Here is a 17,016-nt window from a genome sequence, read left to right on the forward strand (position 1 = left end):
CTAGTCGTCGTCGGTGTCGAACTCGGGGTCGATCTGCTCCGGCGACAACGCCAGGACGTCGGCGAGCTCGAGCACCAGCGCCGACCGGACCAGCCAGGCCAGGCTGGTGCCGGAGCGTTCGGCCCGCAGCTCGATCGGACGGCGGAAGACGACGATCCGGTACGGCTCGTGCGACGTGCCGCCGGTCGAGTGCGTCAGCGGGATCTCACCCGCGTGCATGTCGAGGTTCGGCACGTCCTCGATCGCGAACTCGACCCGTGCGACGACCTGGGGCAGCCGCTTCTCCAGCCGGGTCACCTCGATCGCGACGACCTCGTCGAACTGGGCCGCGGCGGACCGCTGCAGGGGCAGTCCGCGCGGGGCGAAGCTGCTCGGCCGGCTGATCGGCCCGAGCATGCCGCGTCCATGGCGGTCGATGTGCCGTCGATGACGGCGAGCCTCGGTCACGCGATCAGCCTAGTGGGGGTAGCGTCTGGACGTGAGCATCGCCAGGATCTGTTCGCGCGCCGCCTGCCATCGGCCGGCGGTGTCGACGCTCACTTATGTCTACGCCGACTCGACCTGTGTGCTGGGCCCGCTCGCGACGTACGCCGAACCGCACTGTTACGACCTCTGCGCCGATCACGCCGACCGGCTGACCGCGCCGAACGGCTGGGAAGTCATCCGGCTCGCTCCGGACCCGGCTGCGTCCGGTCCCTCCGACGACGACCTCGAAGCCTTGGCGAACGCGGTGCGCGACGCCGCCCGGCCGATCCCGACGGCGACTCGTGAGCCGGCGCCGGGCGCGCCGGTCGAGGTGATCCGCCGGGGTCACCTGCGGATGCTGCAGGATCCGGGCTCGACGGCCACGGACAACACCGAACAGGCCTGAGCCCCGCAGGAAGGCACCTTCCCCATCCGGTCGCGAACTTTTCCCGTTCGGGCCGTGTCTCACCCCGCAAGAAAGCACCACGACAAGGGGGATGGGAAAGATGAGGAAGTTGGGGATCACCATGGCGGCCGGCCTGTCAGCGCTCGGGGTGCTGGCAGTCGGGGCGTCGGCAGCGCAGGCGGGGGCCTACATGGACCGGACACGGTTGGTCACGCTGTCGCAGGTGAAGCAGGCCGACCCGGGCACGAAGTGGATCACGCAGGTCGACAAGGGCACGCTGCCGTCGGCGTACTGCGGCCCGGCGTCGACCGAGGGCAAGGCGGTGGCGCAGCGGCTGGCCCGCGGCTACACCGACGAGATGACGAACTACGGCACGCAGTACCTGAGCCGGTACCAGACCGAGGCGGCGGCCAAGGCGGCGTACACGTCGATCCTGGCCACGCTGAAGACCTGCAAGTACTCCAAGCCGGCGCCGACGCACGCGCGCCGGATCACCGAGAACCGGCACATCGTGGCCGGTGACGCGACCACCATCCTGCGCTGGTGGGACTACGCGCTGCCGAGCGACCCGGGCAGCGAGAACGGCGCCTTCCCGTACGCGGTCACGCGCAAGGGCACGGCCGTCTCGGTGCTGGCGTTCAGCGGCGACGGCGTGGGCATGAAGGCGGCCAACTTCGACAAGATCGCGAAGGCCGCGGCCGCCAAGCTGCCCTGACGTTTTCTGTTCGAACGTGTTTCGTCACGTGGGATGAGGTTGACCACTCCGTCAGGTACTGACAAGACTCGTCGCTGTGAACGATCAAAAGCTACGAGTCGGAGTGGTCGGCCTCGGCTTTGCCGGACGGACCGCACTGGAAGCGTTCTCGGAGTCGCCCGACGTCGAAGTGGTGGCGCTCGCGGGGCTCGAGACGGACATCCTGAAGAGTCTCGGCGCCGAGCATTCGGTGCCGAACCTCTTCGAGAAGTGGGAGGATCTGATCGCCCTCGACGGCCTGGACGCCGTCAGCATCGGTACGCCGACGCAGCTGCACGCCCCGATCGCCCTGGCGGCACTGGATCGCGGGCTGCACGTGCTCTGCGAGAAGCCACTGGCCCGGACAGTGGCCGAGGGCACCGCGATGGTCGAGGCCTCGAAGAAGGCCGGCCGCGTGCTCAAGGTGGTGTTCAACCATCGCGAGCGGGGTGACGTCGCCACCCTGAAGCACCAGATCGACGAGGGCCTGCTCGGCCGGATCTACTACGCCAAGGCGCACTGGATGCGCCGCAACGGCATCCCCGGGATGGGCGGCTGGTTCACCAACCGCGAACTGTCCGGCGGCGGCCCGCTGATCGACCTCGGCGTGCACATCCTCGACATGGCCCTGCACCTGATGAACGAGCCGACGGTGACCACGGTCAGCGCGAACACCTTCGCCGAGCTCGGCCCGCGCGGCCGCGGCAGCGTCAGCAGCGTGATCCGGCCGACGGTCGACACGCTCGGCGCGAAGTTCGAGGTGGAGGACCTGGCCACGGCGTACCTGCGGCTCGAGGGCGGCGGGGCGCTGCAGCTGGAGACCAGCTGGGCGACGTACCGGGCACCCGGCGACAACTTCGGGATCGAGCTGTTCGGCACCGAGGGCGGCGCGAAGATCGACGTCCAGAACTACACGAACACCGACACGCTGAAGATCTTCACCGACGTCGGCGGCATTCCCGCCGAGGTCCGGCCGGCCACCGGCGCCGGGCTCGGCCATCGCGCGGTGGTCAGCGAGTTCGTCGCGATCGTGCTCAGCGGCGACTGGGCCGCCCACAACGGTTCGGAGGCGCTCACCCGCACCCGGATCATCGACGCCGCCTACGCCTCGGCGCAGGCCGGACGAGAGGTAGTGCTCGATGATTAAGGTCACCGTCTGGGGCGAGAACGTCCACGAGCAGGACGACGCCGCCGTCCAGAAGATCTACCCGGACACCATGCACGAGACGATCGCGGCCGGCTTGCGGTCGTCGCTGGGCGATGAGGTCAAGGTCCGTACGGCGTGGCTGCAGCAGCCCGAGCACGGGCTGACCGAGAAGGTCCTGGCCGACACCGACGTGCTCACCTGGTGGGGGCACCGGGCGCACGGCGACGTCGACGACGCCGTGGTCGACCGGGTGCAGGAGGCGGTGCTGTCGGGCATGGGCCTGATCGCGCTGCACTCCGCGCACTTCTCGAAGATCTTCAAACGCCTGATGGGTACGACGTGCTCGCTCGACTGGCGTTCCGAGAACGACCGGGAGCTGCTCTGGACCGTCGCCGCCGGGCACCCGATCGCGGCCGGCGTACCGCACCCGCTGGTGATCCCGCAGGAGGAGATGTACGGCGAGCTGTTCGACGTACCGCAGCCGGACGAGCTGGTCTTCGTCAGCTCCTTCTCCGGCGGCGAGGTCTTCCGCTCCGGCTGCTGCTACCGCCGCGGCCAGGGCCGGGTCTTCTACTTCCGCCCGGGCGACCAGGAGTACCCCACCTACCACCAACCCGAGATCCAGCGCATCCTCGCCAACTCCGTCCGCTGGGCCGCCCCAGCCACCGAACGCAAGCTCCCCGACGTCCATCACCGAGCAACACCCGGCTGGTTCGAAACAGCCTGAAACACAGGTTCTGGCGCGGGCCAGATAAGGTCCACGCATGGCTGATGTAGCTGCGATCTTCAAGGCGTATGACGTGCGGGGTGTGGTTCCGGACGAGTTCGACGAGGCGGTGGCCCGGGCGACCGGGGCGGCGTTCGTCGAGGTTCTGGATGTGCTCTCCGGTGCTGGGGCCGTGGTGATCGGCTATGACATGCGTCCGTCGAGTCCTGGGCTGGCCGCCGCCTTCGCGGAGGGGGTGACCAGTACCGGGGCCGACGTGATCGACATCGGGCTGGCCTCGACCGACCAGCTGTACTTCGCGTCCGGGCGGCTGCAGTTGCCGGGGGCGATGTTCACGGCGAGCCACAACCCGGCGAAGTACAACGGGATCAAGATGTGCCGCGCGGGCGCCTCCCCGGTCGGCGCGGACTCAGGGCTGCGGGACATCGCGGACCTGGTCGCCAAGACCCTGATCGACGGGCTCTCCCCGGTCGCGGTCCCCGGGCACGTCAAGCAGAAGGACCTGCTCACGGCGTACGCGGACCACCTCAACGACCTGGTCGACCTCAGCGGCATCCGCCCGCTGAAGGTCGTCGTCGACGCCGGCAACGGGATGGGCGGGCACACCGTGCCGGCCGTCTTCGCCACCGGCCCGGTCGAGATCCTGCCTCTGTACTTCGAGTTGGACGGCAACTTCCCCAACCACGAGGCCAATCCACTCGACCCGAAGAACCTGGTCGACCTGCAGGCGAAGGTCCGCGAGACCGGCGCCGACCTCGGACTCGCCTTCGACGGCGACGCGGACCGCTGCTTCGTGGTGGACGAGAAGGGCGACGCGATCTCGCCGAGCGCGATCACCGGCGCCGTCGCCGTCCGTGAGCTGGCCAAGCACCCCGGCTCGACCATCCTGCACAACCTGATCACCTCCAAGGCCGTCCCCGAGCTGGTCGCCGAGCACGGCGGCGTACCGGTCCGGACCCGGGTCGGGCACTCCAACATCAAGCAGAAGATGGCCGAGACCGACGCGGTCTTCGGTGGTGAGCACTCCGCGCACTACTACTTCCGGGACTTCTGGCGTGCCGACACCGGCATGCTGGCGGCCCTGCACGTGCTCGCGGCCCTCGGCGAGCAGGACAAGCCCGCCTCCGAACTGTTCGAGATCTACGAGCGGTACGTCGCCTCGGGCGAGATCAACAGCCGGGTCGAGGACGCCGCGGCGACGGTTGCGGCGATCGAGGACACTTATGGCGACCGCGAGGGCATTACCGTTGATCACCTGGACGGTCTGACGATCGATGCCGGCGACTGGTGGTTCAACGTGCGTACGTCGAACACCGAGCCGCTGCTGCGGCTGAACGTCGAGGCCGGGGACGCCGCCACCATGGAGCGTGTCCGCGACGAAGTACTGGCCCTGATCACCGGTGCACCGGTGGAGGAGAAGAACTAGATGCCTGTGAACCTGGACCCTGACCTGTTGAGCATCCTGGTCTGTCCGAAGTGCCGGTCGGAGTTCCGCGTGGACGACGAGGCGAGCGAACTGGTCTGCACCAACCCGACCTGCGCGCTGGCCTACCCGGTCCGCGACGATATCCCGGTGCTGCTGATCGACGAGGCGCGCGAGACCAAGGATGCAGAGGCCTCCGAGAACTGATGAGCGTCTTCGACGATTCGCGGCTGGACGACCCCGCCGCCCTCGAGGCTTCCGACCACTTGCTGCGCCGGCTGGCCGGGGCGGGCGCCCGGGTGCGGGCCGAGCTCGAAGCCTCCGAGGAGGCCCTGTCGCAGCTGTCCACCGACGGCTTCCGTCCGCGCGCGATCGTCGCCGCCGGCCGGGACGCCCGTCTGGTGCGTGCAGTACTGGAGCCGGTCTGCCCGGTGCCGTTCGTTGCGTGGCCTGGTCCGGGTCTGCCGGGCTGGACCAGCCCGCTCGACCTCGTCGTCGTGCTGGGTGGCTCTGACGCTGACCCGGGCGCTGTGTCCGCTGCTTCCGAGGCTGTACGCCGGGGAGCCGGCCTGCTCGTCGCTGCGCCGCCGGACTCGCCGGTTGCGGCCGCATCGGCTGGCTCGCGGCACGCAGTACGGCTGCCGTCACAGTCGGATGACCAGCTGGCGGCTGCCGTCGCAGTACTGCAGGGGTTGCACCAGATGGACCTCGGGCCGGCTGTGGACGGCAAGGCCGTCGCGGAGATGCTCGACGAGGTAGCGATCGAGTGCTCTCCCAACAACGACGTAGCGTCCAACCCTGCGAAGGACCTGGCGCTCATGCTCGCCGACGCGCTTCCCCTGGTCTGGGGCGGCTCGGTGCTGGCTGCCCGTGCCGCACGTCGTGTGGTGGAGGCTGTGCGGCTCGCTAGCGGTCGCCCGGCGCTTGCCGCCGACTGTGGGCACCTGCTGCCCGTGCTGGCGAACCAGCCGCCGCGGGACGTCTTCGCCGACCCCTTCGACCAGCCGGAAGAGCTGCGGCCGGGTCTGGTCATCCTGGACGACGGGGTGGAGGACGCGGGCGTCGCAGAGCACCGTGGCCAGCTCGAGGACAAGGCTGAGCGTCACGACGTACGGGTGCATGTGGTGCGGCAGGCGAACGGGACTGATGTCGCCCGGTACGCCGCTCTGACGCAGCACGGCCGGTATGCCGCGGCGTACCTGGGAATCGGGCTCGGCCGCTACGGCACGCCGCGGGAGGACCAGGCTCCGGGACCGACGGGCAACCCCGCGGAGGACCCGGCGTGGTAGTTCCGCTCCAGAACACCATCCGCGACTACGCCTGGGGGTCGCGGACCGCGATCCCCGAGCTGATCGGGGTGGAACCGGACGGCAAGCCGCAGGCCGAGCTGTGGATGGGCGCGCACGAGTCGGCGCCGTCCGTACTGCCCTCGGGCGACTCGTTGTTCGACCTGGTGTCGTCGGACCCCAGCGGTGTGCTGGGGGAGGAGACCGCTGCCGAATTCGAGGGCCGGTTCCCGTTCCTGGCGAAGATCCTGGCGGCGGAGCAGCCGTTGTCGATCCAGGCGCATCCGTCCCGGGCACAGGCGATCGACGGTTATGCCCGCGACGAGGCAGCGGGAATTCCGCGCGATGCGGGCGATCGCAATTACAAGGACGCCTGGCCGAAGCCGGAGATCCTGATCGCCCTGGGTCAGTTCGACGCTTTGGTGGGATTCCGGCCGGTGGCGGATTCCGTCGCTCTGCTCGACGCGCTGGGTGTGCTGGACGAGCTGCGGGCTTTGTTGCTCGACGGGAAACTGCAAGACGCATTCACGACCTTCATGAGCACCGACCGGGATGCGATCCGTCCGCTGGTCTTCGCGCTCGGTGAGGCCTGCCGGGCTTATCAGGGCTCGGAGTTCGCCCTCGAGACCGAGACGCTGAGCCGGTTGTGTGAAGAGTTCCCGGACGACCCCGGGGTGCTGGCCGCGTTGTTGCTGAACAGGGTGCGGCTGGAACGGTTCGAGGCGGTCTACCTGCCGGCCGGCAACGTGCACGCTTATCTGCACGGGACCGGGTTCGAGGTGATGGCGAACTCGGACAACGTGTTGCGGGGTGGGCTGACCCGCAAGCACGTCGACGTGGCGGAACTGGTGTCCGTGGTCGACTTCGAGCCGCTGCCGTCTCCGGTGCTGCACGGCGTGGAGGTCGCGCCCGGCGTCACGGAGTACGAGACCGGCTGTGAGTACTTCGCCGTCCGGCGGTTCGACCTGTCGGCCGGGCCGACCAAGGCGCCGGGCAGTGGGCCGCGGATCGTCGCGTGTGTTGGCGGAACGGCCTCGGTCGATGCCGCGGGCACCGAAGAAACCGTGCGGTTGTCCGCCGGACAGTCCGCGTTCGTCCGCGGAACCGAAGGACCCTGTACTCTGCGTGGTTCCGGCACGGCGTTCGTCGTGTCCGCTCGCTGACCCCCTTACCCAATTGGCTCCGGAGGACAACGGAAATGGCTGGTGGCGGTAACAAAGCCGTCGTCGCGGCACTGCTGGCGAACACCGGTATCGCGGTCACGAAATTCGCTGCCTGGGGGCTGACCCAGTCCGCCTCGATGCTGGCCGAGGCGATCCACTCGCTGGCCGACGCCGGGAACCAGGTCCTGCTGCTGGTCGGCGCCAAGCGGGCCAAGCGCGAGGCCGACGAGCTGCACCAGTTCGGCTTCGGCCGCGAGCGCTACGTGTACTCGTTCATCGTCGCGATCGTGCTGTTCAGCGTCGGTGGGCTCTTCGCGCTGTACGAGGGCTACCACAAGGCCCATGACCCGCACCCGATCGAGCACTGGAAGTGGGTGCCGGTAGCGGTCCTGGTGGCCGCGATCGTGATGGAGTCGCTGTCCTTCCGCACCGCCATCATCGAGGCGAACAAGCTCCGCGGTACGACGCAGTGGGTGCGGTTCGTCCGCAACGCTCGCGCGCCCGAGCTGCCGGTCATCCTGCTGGAGGACTTCGCCGCCCTGACCGGTCTGGTGCTGGCCCTGATCGGCGTCGTGCTGACCCTTGCCACCGGCAACGGAATCTTCGACGGCCTCGGCTCGATGGCGATCGGCGCGCTGCTGGTCTGCGTGGCGATCTTCCTGGCGATCGAGATGAAGTCCCTGCTGCTGGGCGAGTCCGCGACCCGCGAGGCACAGGCCAAGATCGTCGCCGCGCTGGAGAACACGCCGGGAGTGAGCCGGCTGATCCACCTCCGTACCCTGCACCTGGGTCCGGAAGAGGTGCTCGTCGCCGCCAAGCTGGCCGTTGAGTCCGGCGTGGACGCGGCAGCGATCGCCGAGATCATCAACTCCGCCGAGCGCGCGGTGCGCACGGCCGAGCCGATGGCCCAGCACATCTACCTCGAGCCGGACATCTTCGTCGAGAACTACACCCGCGAAGAGCGCCCGGCCGTGCCCGAGGCGCCCTCGCACTGAAGTACTAGTTGGTGATCAGCTCTGCGGGGCGCGTCAGTGAGTGGCGCGTGTCGCAGGCTGCCATCATCTCGTCGTCGTGGGTGGCGACGATGACGGTGCAGCCCCGGGTGGCCAGGTTGCGGAAGAGGTCGATGACGCGGGTGCGGTTGCCCTCGTCGAGCGAGGCCGTGGGCTCGTCGACGAAGACCGCCTTCGCGTTCTTGTAGATCGCCCGGGCGATCGACAACCGCTGCTTCTCGCCACCGCTGAGGTGGGCGGCGAGTTCGTTGTCGCGCCCGGTCAGGCCGGTGAGCTCCAGTGCCTCGGCCAGCGCCGCCTGGTCGCCGACGACCTTGGAGCCGAAGACGCTCGCCTTCATCACCACGTTGAAGGCGACCGACTCTTCCTCCATCACGCCGTAGTCCTGCAGGACGAAAGCGCCGGAGTCCTTCCAGAAGCGACGGCGCCGGCCGGCCTTCCAGTCCGAGGTGTCGACGCCGTCGACCAGCACCTTGCCTGAGGTCGGCTGCTGGAGCAGGCCGAGACAGTGCAGCAGCGTCGTCTTACCGCATCCGCTCGGGCCGACGAGCGCGGTCATCGTGCCCGGCTCGCAGGTGAGCGAGGCCTGGCGGACGATCTCGCGACCGTCGATGACGACCGAGACGGCTTGGGCTTCTATGGTCATGGTTCTTCCCGTCTACAGTCTGCGTCGGCTGACGTTCTCGAAGGTCCAGCGGGTGGCCAGCAGGTGCGTCACCGGCGCCGCGAGCAGACCCAGTACTGCGGCTGCCGCGATCAGCAGCGCGCCATCACCGCGGCGGAGCAGAATGATCATCGCGGCCAGCCCGATCCCGACGCACCATTCGACGATCACCCGGTCGGCCAGGATCTCGCGCCATTGCTGTCCGGCCAGGCGCAACGGGAAGTCGCGCTTGGCCCGGAGTACGGCGGTGATGAAGGCCGCGATCAGCGACGACACCACCAGCGCGATGGTCAGCGCGATCAGCGAAACGGCTTGCAGCCAGGCGAACCACGCCGTGAACTGCGCCAGCAGCACGCCTTCCTCGGCGGCGTACCGGACTGTCGTCTCGCGCTGCAGCCCGTGCGCGGCGATGAGCGCCTGCGTTTGGCCGAGCCCGGTGAAGACCAGGTTGCGGCTGGAGGCGGCTGAGGCGAGGAAGTCGTCGTTGAAGGTGTCGTGCAGGTTCGGCACGAACATCACGATCGCGTCCTTGGGGAAGATCAGTTCGCCGCCACCCCCACTGGCCAACGGCATCGTGCCCGACTGTGCGAAGTGGTAAAAGGACACCTTGCGCAGCGCCGCGTCCCCGGCCGACTTGTCCCGGGTCCAGAGTCCGAGGTTGCCGCTGAGGTACTGCTTGGCACCCGCCGGGATCTCAGCGGCCGGCAGTGGGGTCAGCCCGGGAGTCTCCCCGGTCGCGCCCTTGTTCATCAGCCGCAGCCATCCCGGGCTGAGGACCGCCAGCGTCTCGAACTTGCCCAGGTCGACGTCTTTGAGCGCCTCGTCGTCCCAGGTGTAGGACAGCGCGACGGCGTCCTTCTTCTCGGCGTCGTTCACCACGTCGCCGACCTGCTTCAAGATCTGTTCGAAGCCTTTTTCGCCCATCCCGCCCTGGAAGGAGATCGTGACCTGGTCGGCCAGCGCCTTCCAGTGCGACTGCTGCTCGGCCGACCCACGAGCGTTCGTGTACGCCGTGAAGGCCGGCGCCACCGCCGCGAGCACCAGCACGAAGGTCAGCCCTTTGAGGACCATCGACACCTTGCGCAGCGACTTGACCGCCGGCTCCCGCCGGGCCAGCATCGCCGGCCCCGGCCAGGACGCGGCCGACATCACGACCGCGAAGGCCATCGTCGCGATCAGCACGATGACGTCGAAAGTCACCAGGATCGACAGGTACTTCGGAACGAATGTCCAGCCCTGGGAGATCCCGGTCCACACCACGGCCAGCACGTCGACACCGATCGCCCCGAGCAGTACCGCGACCAGGAACCCGGTCAGGTCCTCGTACTGGATCCGCCAGCCAGAGACGCCGGCGAGCGCGCGGAGCGCCCGGCCACGGGCCTTCACCGACAGCCAGTACAGGACCAGCGACACCATCAGCGCCGTCGCGGCCAGCAGGCTGGTGGCGAAACTCCCTTGTTTCATGACGAGTCTGAGCGTCCCGGCGAGGTTGTTCTCGCTCCACTTGCTGATCACCCGGTGCTCGCCGAGCCAGCTGCGGAACTCGGCCACGCCGGCGGTCGAGCCGGTGATCAGGTACTCGCCGCTGGCGTAGGAGTGCGCGAGCGCGTCCTGGGTGCGGACGGTCGCGTCCTGGTCGTTGCCGAAGCGGCGGATCCGCTCGGGGAACGAGCCCTCCTTGCCGACCTTCACATAGACCTGGCCGGTCTGGTCACCGCCGAGATCGGGCGCGACCTTGACCAGCCCGAGGTCCAGCCGGTCGCTCAGCGCGCCGAGCTCGTGGATCGCGGCCGCGTCGTCCATCCCGGCGCTGGCGAAGTCGAGGTTGACGATCGATTTCGTCGAGAGCTGCTCGGGGTAGGACCGGTCGTGCATGGTGGCGACCAGGGTGACCGCGACGGCCAGCAGCGCGAACAGCAGCGCCGACACCGCGACGGCGATTTTCCTGTGCACTGCAGGTCTCCAGGCGGGTCAGAGGGTCGGATTGGGCGGCTCATCTTCGCACGCAGAGCGACGCCGCGCGACTCTGTGCGATCTCCGGGTGACGCGCATCCGTGCCCGCCCGGCAGGGACCGGGCCGGGCACGGAGACGCTGAGGAAATCAGCAGGTGCGGTAGTAGTACGAGTCGTCGGCGCCCGGGCTGTTGATCGCACCCTTCTCCGCGATCGACTTGTAGCCCGACGCCGTGTTGATGCTGCGGACCAGGCTGCCGTTGAGGATGACGGACGAACCGTGGCACTTGTTCACGGTGTAGTAGGAACGGATCTTGACGTTCCAGAAGCCGTACTCCCAGGTGCCGCCTTCGGCCGGGTGACGAGTCTCCGAGCCGACGTGCAGCCAGGCGTTGGCGGCCGGGGCCGCAATGCCGATGCCGGTGAATCCCAGGCCGGCCATCAATGCGACGGCGAGCCCCTTGCGTGCCTTGTTCATGAGTTTCCCTCTCCTTGGAAAACAGGGCGGAAAGGGAATTACGGAAAACCGTCGAACACCCCGAAAATGCGCACGGAAAAGCCTGCCGAAATACCGTCGGCTGATGATTTCCCCGTGTCGGGCCGCTTCGGCTCCGCAACCCCCTCGTTACAGAAAAGCTACGAGACCTACACAATCCGAAGCAATCCCAGGGCTGGTCACGAAATCATAACGGCGCAATTCTTTGCAGGAACCTGCAACGAATATGACAGATTCTCAGAATGATGCAATTGTGGTCGCTTTTTCGGCGACTTTGTTTGAAGACTGAATGGTTTCTGTATTCAACGGGGCCGATTGTGTGGCGGCGGCAGCATGCCGCTGCGGCCGAGCCAGCGCAGTGCGCGCTCGCGATCGATCTCGGCCGTGGTCGGCGGGCTGCTGAGCCGGCCGGTGCGGTAGCCGAGATTGCGCAGGTCGGCGGCGACCGACGGTTCAGCGAGGGCGCGCAGGGCGAAGGCGAGCGCGGCCGGCGTCACGTCGTAGCGGCGTTCGAGTTCGAGGGCGAGCCGGACGGCGGCCAGGTCGCGGTCGTCGTACTGGCGCTGGGTGTTGCGCGCGGCGCGGGATCTCGGCAGCAGGCCGAGGGCCTCCCGGTAGCGCAGCATCCGGGGGGTGGTGCCGAGGCTCTTGGCTGCTTCCGTGATGCGCATGACAGCAATCCTGACATTTCGGTGTCAGAAATGCCGACCCACCCGACCAGGACCCCGGCCGCGACCCCTAGGCTCGGTTCCGGCAGGAAGCACAACGAATCCCCAGGGGAGCGGCAACGGTATGACGTTCGACTACAAGGTGGCAGACCTCGGCCTGGCCGAGTTCGGGCGCAAGGAGATCCGGCTCGCCGAGCACGAGATGCCGGGCCTGATGGCGATGCGCGCGCAGTACGGCGAGAGCAAGCCGCTGGCCGGCGCGAAGATCATGGGCTCGCTGCACATGACCATCCAGACGGCGGTGCTGATCGAGACGCTGACGGCTCTCGGCGCCGAGGTGCGCTGGGTGTCCTGCAACATCTTCTCCACCCAGGACCACGCGGCCGCCGCGGTCGTCGTCGGCCCGAAAGGTACCGCTGACGCCCCGGCCGGCGTGCCGGTCTTCGCCTGGAAGGGCGAGACGCTCGAGGAGTACTGGTGGTGCACCGAGCAGGCGCTGACCTGGCCCGGCGCCGATGGTCCGAACATGATCCTGGACGACGGCGGCGACGCCACCATGCTCGTCCACAAGGGCACCGAGTTCGAGAAGGCCGGCGTCGTTCCGGACCCGTCGACGGCGGAGTCCGAGGAGTACAGCGTCGTTCTGTCGGTGCTGACCCGGTCGCTGCAGGAGGACAAGCAGCGCTGGACCAAGATCGGCCAGAACATCCTCGGCGTCACCGAGGAGACCACCACCGGCGTGCACCGGCTGTACGAGATGCACAAGGCCGGCGCGCTGCTCTTCCCGGCGATCAACGTCAACGACTCGGTCACCAAGTCGAAGTTCGACAACAAGTACGGCTGCCGGCACTCGCTGATCGACGGCATCAACCGGGCCACCGACGTGCTGATCGGCGGCAAGGTCGCGGTCGTGTGTGGCTACGGCGACGTCGGCAAGGGCTGCGCGGAGTCGCTGCGCGGCCAGGGCGCCCGGGTGATCGTCACCGAGATCGACCCGATCTGCGCGCTGCAGGCCGCGATGGACGGCTTCCAGGTCACCACGATCGAGGACGTCGTCGGGATCGCCGACATCTTCGTCACCACCACCGGCAACAAGGACGTCATCACCGCCGACCACATGGCGCAGATGAAGCACCAGGCGATCGTCGGCAACATCGGCCACTTCGACAACGAGATCGACATGGCCGGGCTGTACAAGACGGCCGGTATCGAGCGGGTCAACATCAAGCCGCAGGTCGACGAGTTCCGCTTCCCCGACGGCCACACGATCATCATCTTGTCCGAGGGCCGGCTGCTGAACCTCGGCAACGCGACCGGGCACCCGTCGTTCGTGATGTCGAACTCGTTCACCAACCAGGTGCTGGCGCAGATCGAGCTGTTCGCCAAGACCTCGGAGTACCCGACCGACGTCTACGTGCTGCCCAAGCACCTCGACGAGATGGTCGCCCGGCTGCACCTCGACTCGCTCGGCGTCAAGCTGACCGAGCTGTCGAAGGAGCAGGCCGAGTACCTCGGCGTACCGGTCGAGGGTCCGTACAAGTCGGACGCCTACCGCTACTGAGACTGCTTGCCGAAGGGCGTCGTGCCGGGTTGTGCGGTACGGCGCCCTTCGGCGTTCAGCGGATCGCCGCGAACAGGTGCTTGTCGGCGACCTGACCCAGGACCGCGACCTCGGTGAACCCGGCCTTGCGGAAGGACTGGATCGTGTCGGTCAGCGTGATGTCGCGACCCTTCCAGCGATCGGCGAACCGTTCCTCGCGCTCGGTCAGGAGCTGCGCGAACGCGGGCTCGGCCGCCGCCGCGTCCCACCACGCCTGCCAGTCCTCGACGCCGTTCGCATGGGACTCGGCCCAGATCTCGTCCCGCAACGCCACCGCGAGCGCATCCAGCCGCGGCACCTCGTCGGGACCGAGGCGCATCGTGTCCGCGTTGAGGAACACGCCACCCGGGCGGATCCGCCGGCCGAGCGTCTGAGCGACCGCGTCGAGGTCAGCCGGGTCGAGCCAGTGCAGTGCGGTCGCCGAGCACACGGCATCGACCTGCTCGTCACCTAGTACCGCGTCCCAGCCGGCCGTCCGCAGATTCGCCTCGGCGAAGCGGAGCCGGTCCCCGGCGACGGCCTGACGCGCGATCTCCAGCAGGAGCGGATCCAGGTCCAGCCCGACGATCTCGGCTTGCGGGAAGCGCTGCGCGGCCCGCGCCGAGATCGAACCCGGCCCACAGGCCAGGTCCACGAAACGCTGCGGCACACCGGCGATCCGTTCGACGATCTCCAGCATCGACCGGAACTGGTCCTCCCGGTCCGGCAGGTAGCCCGCTTGCTGGTCATCCCACCGCTGCAGCCATCCGGCCCAATCCACTTGATGCGACATGGTCGCGACAGTAGCTCATTCCCTGCCGGGAATTGAGGCGGCGGCGTGCTGCCAGCAGGATCAGGGGTATCGGGAAAACGCTGTGACACAAGGAGAAAGTCATGACTGACAGCACTACGCGCGATCTGGTGGCCCGCTACGTCGGAGTGTGGGGCCTGGCTGAGGCCGGCGAGCGCCGGAAGGCGATCGAGACGCTGTGGGTGGAGTCGGGCACGCATGTTCTGCAGCCACCGGAGGAGATCCGCACCGCGGCAGCGGGACTCGGGTTCGTGGCGAGCACGTTGGAGGCGACGGGGTACGACGAGCTCGAGGCCCGCGTCGCGCGGACCTACGAGGAATTCGTCGCCGGGGGTGAGTACTCGTTCCGGCCGGGAGCCTATGCGGTCCGGCTGAAGGATGTGGTGCGGTTCGACTGGGAGATGGTCGCGACCGCGAGCGGTGAGGTGGTCGGCGGCGGGCAGGAGGTGTTGATGGTGGGCGCGGATCAGCGGATCGTCGCCGACTATCAGTTCCCCAATCCCTGAGTCAGCAGGGCTGCTGTTGCCGCGTCGGCGGGGAGGAAGGCTTCCAGCTTGAGCTCGGCGACGGTGACGTCGAGGGCGGTGGCGAAGGTGCTGATGGTCGTCGTCAGGTGAAGGTCGCCTTTGGGGGAGCGGAGTTGCATCGGGGCCGCGAAGCCGACGTGTTCGGGGCCTGGTTCGACGTACGGGACGTAGGCGGCGAGTTCGTCGCGGAGCTCGCCGGGTGGCATCCGGTCGAGGATGTGCTGGGCCCATTGGGAGAGGTTGACGATGCGCGGGGCTACGCCGTCGGGGTGCAGGGACAGGCGGAGGACGTTGATGGGTGGTTCGAGGAGTTTGCCGGCTACGCCGTCGGTGAAGAGGGCGAAGGCGTCGTTGGCCAGGACGAGGTTGTGGTTGGCGTCGACGACGATCGCGGGGTAGGGCTGGTGGCCGGTGAGGATGTGGCCTAGTGCGTCCCGGACGTGATGCAGGGCGGGGTCGTCGAGGCCGGTCTGTGGATAGACGGGGGCGAAGCCTGCTGCCAGTAGGAGGTCGTTGCGCTCGCGGAGGGACAGTTCCATCGACTCGCCGAGGCGGACGACCATGGTGCGGCCGGGGGCGGAGCGGCCGGACTCGATGAAGCTCAGGTGGCGCTGGGTTGTGCCGGCGCGCAGGGCCAGCTCCAGCTGACTCAGGCGGCGGCGGTGCCGGGTGGTCCGCAGGGTGTCGGGGAAGTTCACACCAGCCAGTCTGCCTTGCGGATCAGACAGATTTCAGGACCACTGGTCGGGTTCGCTGCCCGGTGCATGCCAGCCCTGAGAGTTGACCTTGGTGGTCTCCGGCGCCGGGGCCTGGACCGCCGGCCGGGCCTGGGGCGGTGGGGGTGGCGCGTAGGGCGGCGGTTGCGCGCCGTACGGGCTAGGTGGAGCAAACGGCCCGGCGGGAACGGCGTACGGGTTCGGCTGCGCGGCTTGGGGGTTGGGTGCGGCGAAGGGGCCGGTGGGTACGGCGTACGGGTTGGTGCTGTAGGTGGCTCGGGCTGTGGCCAGGCGGGCTAGTTCGCGGCGGCGGCGCTCGGCCAGTACTGCGGACAGGAACGCGGGCGCGATGATGTGGACCGGCGGTGCGGGCGCAGTGACCTGCCCGACGCGGTAGGCGAGCGCGTCGCCGATCGCTACCCGGGCGGAGACCTCCAGCTCCATGTAGCGGGCCAGGTACTCGCGGCAGGTGTTGGCCAGCTCGTCCGACAGCCGCGACAGCTCCAGCGACTGCGCCCACATGACCAGATGCCCCGGTACGAACAGCGGCGGCGACGCCATCGGCTGGTGCCGTTCGCGGATCACCACCGTGCCGGCGACCATGTCACCGATCCGCTTGCCCTGCTTGTTCATCAGGCTCGCCACGATCCCGGGGCTGGCCGCGAACCACGGCGCGAAGTCGACGAACAGCCAGAGCAGCCCGCGGACCAGCGCATGCCGGAACCGGATCGAGCTGCCGTCGTCGCGGACCACCTTGAGCCCGAGGATCAGCTTGCCGAGCGTCTTGCCCCGGGTGAGCGTCTCCATCACGACCTTGTACCCGACCAAGACCAGCAACACGGTGATGATCGCCAGCGCGGCGCCTAGCGCCGGGCTGGCCTCGACGATCAGGAACCCGAGCAGGAAACCCAGCAGCGTCCCCAGCACGATCATCTGGATGACGAAGTCGATCGCACACGCCAGCGCCCGGGTCGGCATCCGCGCGATCCGCACCTGGAGGACGACCGCTTCCCCCGTGACCAGCTGAGACACCCGCGCCCCTCCCTGTACAGACACCTCGGACAGCTAGTGTGACCTAGCCAAGAGCCAGCCGAGGCCAAGGTGCCCCGTGAATGGTGTAGCTCGACGCTATCGGCGCCCAGGCACGCACCTCGCGGCACTTGCCCAGCGCCCACGATGCTCCGCATCGAGGCCACTGCTCAAGCACCACGATGCACGCACCTGGACACCGCTATCGTT

At 68.3% G+C, this 17,016-nt stretch carries 19 protein-coding genes; 11 read left to right on the forward strand and 8 right to left on the reverse strand.

The features are described from left to right. A complete protein-coding gene (locus ABD768_RS36645; RefSeq protein ID WP_343983558.1) occupies positions 1–447 on the reverse strand; it encodes a metallopeptidase family protein in 447 nt (148 codons plus the stop codon). Positions 448–478: 31 nt separating this feature from the next. Between ABD768_RS36645 and ABD768_RS36650 the strand changes: the two genes are divergently transcribed. The 9 genes from ABD768_RS36650 (at position 479) to ABD768_RS36690 (ending at position 8,345) form a co-directional block, all read left to right on the forward strand. Beyond that, a complete protein-coding gene (locus ABD768_RS36650; RefSeq protein WP_343983560.1) occupies positions 479–871 on the forward strand; it encodes a DUF3499 domain-containing protein in 393 nt (130 codons plus the stop codon). A 100-nt stretch (positions 872–971) separates the two neighbouring features. After that, positions 972–1,586, forward strand: coding sequence for a hypothetical protein (locus ABD768_RS36655; RefSeq protein ID WP_343983563.1), 615 nt, complete (start codon positions 972–974; stop codon positions 1,584–1,586). 76 nt (positions 1,587–1,662) lie between these two features. Next, positions 1,663–2,751 carry a Gfo/Idh/MocA family protein gene (locus ABD768_RS36660; protein ID WP_344848653.1) on the forward strand — a complete coding sequence of 363 codons (1,089 nt, stop codon included), beginning with the start codon at positions 1,663–1,665 and terminating at the stop codon, positions 2,749–2,751. After that, positions 2,744–3,478, forward strand: coding sequence for a ThuA domain-containing protein (locus ABD768_RS36665; RefSeq protein WP_344848656.1), 735 nt, complete (start codon positions 2,744–2,746; stop codon positions 3,476–3,478). Before ABD768_RS36660 ends, ABD768_RS36665 begins: the two co-directional genes overlap by 8 nt. A 37-nt stretch (positions 3,479–3,515) precedes the next feature. Then, on the forward strand, positions 3,516–4,904 hold the full coding sequence (locus ABD768_RS36670) for a phosphomannomutase/phosphoglucomutase (RefSeq protein WP_343983571.1): 1,389 nt from the start codon (positions 3,516–3,518) through the stop codon (positions 4,902–4,904). Beyond that, positions 4,905–5,108 (forward strand): Trm112 family protein, encoded by a 204-nt coding sequence (locus ABD768_RS36675; RefSeq protein ID WP_328334834.1) that lies wholly within the window; start codon positions 4,905–4,907, stop codon positions 5,106–5,108. It begins immediately after the preceding gene. After that, positions 5,108–6,190, forward strand: coding sequence for an SIS domain-containing protein (locus ABD768_RS36680; protein ID WP_344848661.1), 1,083 nt, complete (start codon positions 5,108–5,110; stop codon positions 6,188–6,190). The genes ABD768_RS36675 and ABD768_RS36680 overlap by 1 nt, the downstream gene beginning before the upstream one ends. Then, positions 6,184–7,350, forward strand: a complete 1,167-nt coding sequence (manA, locus tag ABD768_RS36685; protein WP_343983579.1) for a mannose-6-phosphate isomerase, class I — start codon at positions 6,184–6,186, stop codon at positions 7,348–7,350. The genes ABD768_RS36680 and manA overlap by 7 nt, the downstream gene beginning before the upstream one ends. A 35-nt stretch (positions 7,351–7,385) precedes the next feature. Further along, a complete protein-coding gene (locus tag ABD768_RS36690; protein WP_343983583.1) occupies positions 7,386–8,345 on the forward strand; it encodes a cation diffusion facilitator family transporter in 960 nt (319 codons plus the stop codon). Positions 8,346–8,349: 4 nt separating this feature from the next. On the opposite strand, the gene ABD768_RS36695 is transcribed toward ABD768_RS36690, so the two are convergent. The 4 genes from ABD768_RS36695 to ABD768_RS36710 all read right to left on the reverse strand — a co-directional run bounded on the left by ABD768_RS36695 (position 8,350) and on the right by ABD768_RS36710 (position 12,147). After that, positions 8,350–9,009: an ABC transporter ATP-binding protein gene (locus tag ABD768_RS36695; RefSeq protein WP_344848664.1), complete on the reverse strand. Its 660-nt coding sequence runs from the start codon at positions 9,007–9,009 to the stop codon at positions 8,350–8,352. Between the two features lie 12 nt (positions 9,010–9,021). Further along, a complete protein-coding gene (locus tag ABD768_RS36700) occupies positions 9,022–10,980 on the reverse strand; it encodes a hypothetical protein (protein ID WP_344848667.1) in 1,959 nt (652 codons plus the stop codon). A 148-nt stretch (positions 10,981–11,128) separates the two neighbouring features. Further along, positions 11,129–11,458 carry a lactococcin 972 family bacteriocin gene (locus ABD768_RS36705; protein WP_343983591.1) on the reverse strand — a complete coding sequence of 110 codons (330 nt, stop codon included), beginning with the start codon at positions 11,456–11,458 and terminating at the stop codon, positions 11,129–11,131. 320 nt (positions 11,459–11,778) lie between these two features. Next, a complete protein-coding gene (locus ABD768_RS36710) occupies positions 11,779–12,147 on the reverse strand; it encodes a MerR family transcriptional regulator (protein ID WP_343983595.1) in 369 nt (122 codons plus the stop codon). Positions 12,148–12,268: 121 nt separating this feature from the next. Here ABD768_RS36710 and ahcY point away from each other — a divergent pair, with 121 nt between their 5' ends. Then, on the forward strand, positions 12,269–13,705 hold the full coding sequence (ahcY, locus tag ABD768_RS36715) for an adenosylhomocysteinase (protein ID WP_344848671.1): 1,437 nt from the start codon (positions 12,269–12,271) through the stop codon (positions 13,703–13,705). Positions 13,706–13,760: 55 nt separating this feature from the next. Here ahcY and ABD768_RS36720 read toward each other — a convergent pair whose 3' ends face one another. Continuing rightward, positions 13,761–14,516, reverse strand: coding sequence for a class I SAM-dependent methyltransferase (locus tag ABD768_RS36720; protein ID WP_344848674.1), 756 nt, complete (start codon positions 14,514–14,516; stop codon positions 13,761–13,763). Between the two features lie 101 nt (positions 14,517–14,617). On the opposite strand from ABD768_RS36720, the gene ABD768_RS36725 reads away from it, so the two are divergent. Then, a complete protein-coding gene (locus ABD768_RS36725) occupies positions 14,618–15,040 on the forward strand; it encodes a hypothetical protein (protein WP_343983604.1) in 423 nt (140 codons plus the stop codon). On the opposite strand, the gene ABD768_RS36730 is transcribed toward ABD768_RS36725, so the two are convergent. Beyond that, positions 15,022–15,759, reverse strand: a complete 738-nt coding sequence (locus ABD768_RS36730; protein ID WP_343983607.1) for a helix-turn-helix domain-containing protein — start codon at positions 15,757–15,759, stop codon at positions 15,022–15,024. The two genes, ABD768_RS36725 and ABD768_RS36730, sit on opposite strands and share 19 nt — an antisense overlap. A 33-nt stretch (positions 15,760–15,792) precedes the next feature. Next, a complete protein-coding gene (locus ABD768_RS36735; RefSeq protein ID WP_344848676.1) occupies positions 15,793–16,809 on the reverse strand; it encodes an RDD family protein in 1,017 nt (338 codons plus the stop codon). Positions 16,810–17,016: the final 207 nt, after the last annotated feature.

Origin of the sequence: Kribbella ginsengisoli, from assembly GCF_039537185.1 — a bacterium.
Classification (GTDB): domain Bacteria; phylum Actinomycetota; class Actinomycetes; order Propionibacteriales; family Kribbellaceae; genus Kribbella; species Kribbella koreensis.

What these genes read in the sequence shown, in the direction of transcription:
- ABD768_RS36655 (WP_343983563.1), top strand. Translation starts at nt 972, where the DNA reads ATGAGGAAGTTGGGGATCACCATGGCGGCCGGCCTGTCAGCGCTCGGG.
- ABD768_RS36665 (WP_344848656.1), top strand. Translation starts at nt 2,744, where the DNA reads ATGATTAAGGTCACCGTCTGGGGCGAGAACGTCCACGAGCAGGACGAC.
- ABD768_RS36670 (WP_343983571.1), top strand. Translation starts at nt 3,516, where the DNA reads ATGGCTGATGTAGCTGCGATCTTCAAGGCGTATGACGTGCGGGGTGTG.
- ABD768_RS36675 (WP_328334834.1), top strand. Translation starts at nt 4,905, where the DNA reads ATGCCTGTGAACCTGGACCCTGACCTGTTGAGCATCCTGGTCTGTCCG.
- ABD768_RS36680 (WP_344848661.1), top strand. Translation starts at nt 5,108, where the DNA reads ATGAGCGTCTTCGACGATTCGCGGCTGGACGACCCCGCCGCCCTCGAG.
- ABD768_RS36690 (WP_343983583.1), top strand. Translation starts at nt 7,386, where the DNA reads ATGGCTGGTGGCGGTAACAAAGCCGTCGTCGCGGCACTGCTGGCGAAC.
- ABD768_RS36695 (WP_344848664.1), bottom strand. Translation starts at nt 9,009, where the DNA reads ATGACCATAGAAGCCCAAGCCGTCTCGGTCGTCATCGACGGTCGCGAG.
- ABD768_RS36705 (WP_343983591.1), bottom strand. Translation starts at nt 11,458, where the DNA reads ATGAACAAGGCACGCAAGGGGCTCGCCGTCGCATTGATGGCCGGCCTG.
- ABD768_RS36710 (WP_343983595.1), bottom strand. Translation starts at nt 12,147, where the DNA reads ATGCGCATCACGGAAGCAGCCAAGAGCCTCGGCACCACCCCCCGGATG.
- ahcY (WP_344848671.1), top strand. Translation starts at nt 12,269, where the DNA reads ATGACGTTCGACTACAAGGTGGCAGACCTCGGCCTGGCCGAGTTCGGG.
- ABD768_RS36720 (WP_344848674.1), bottom strand. Translation starts at nt 14,516, where the DNA reads ATGTCGCATCAAGTGGATTGGGCCGGATGGCTGCAGCGGTGGGATGAC.
- ABD768_RS36725 (WP_343983604.1), top strand. Translation starts at nt 14,618, where the DNA reads ATGACTGACAGCACTACGCGCGATCTGGTGGCCCGCTACGTCGGAGTG.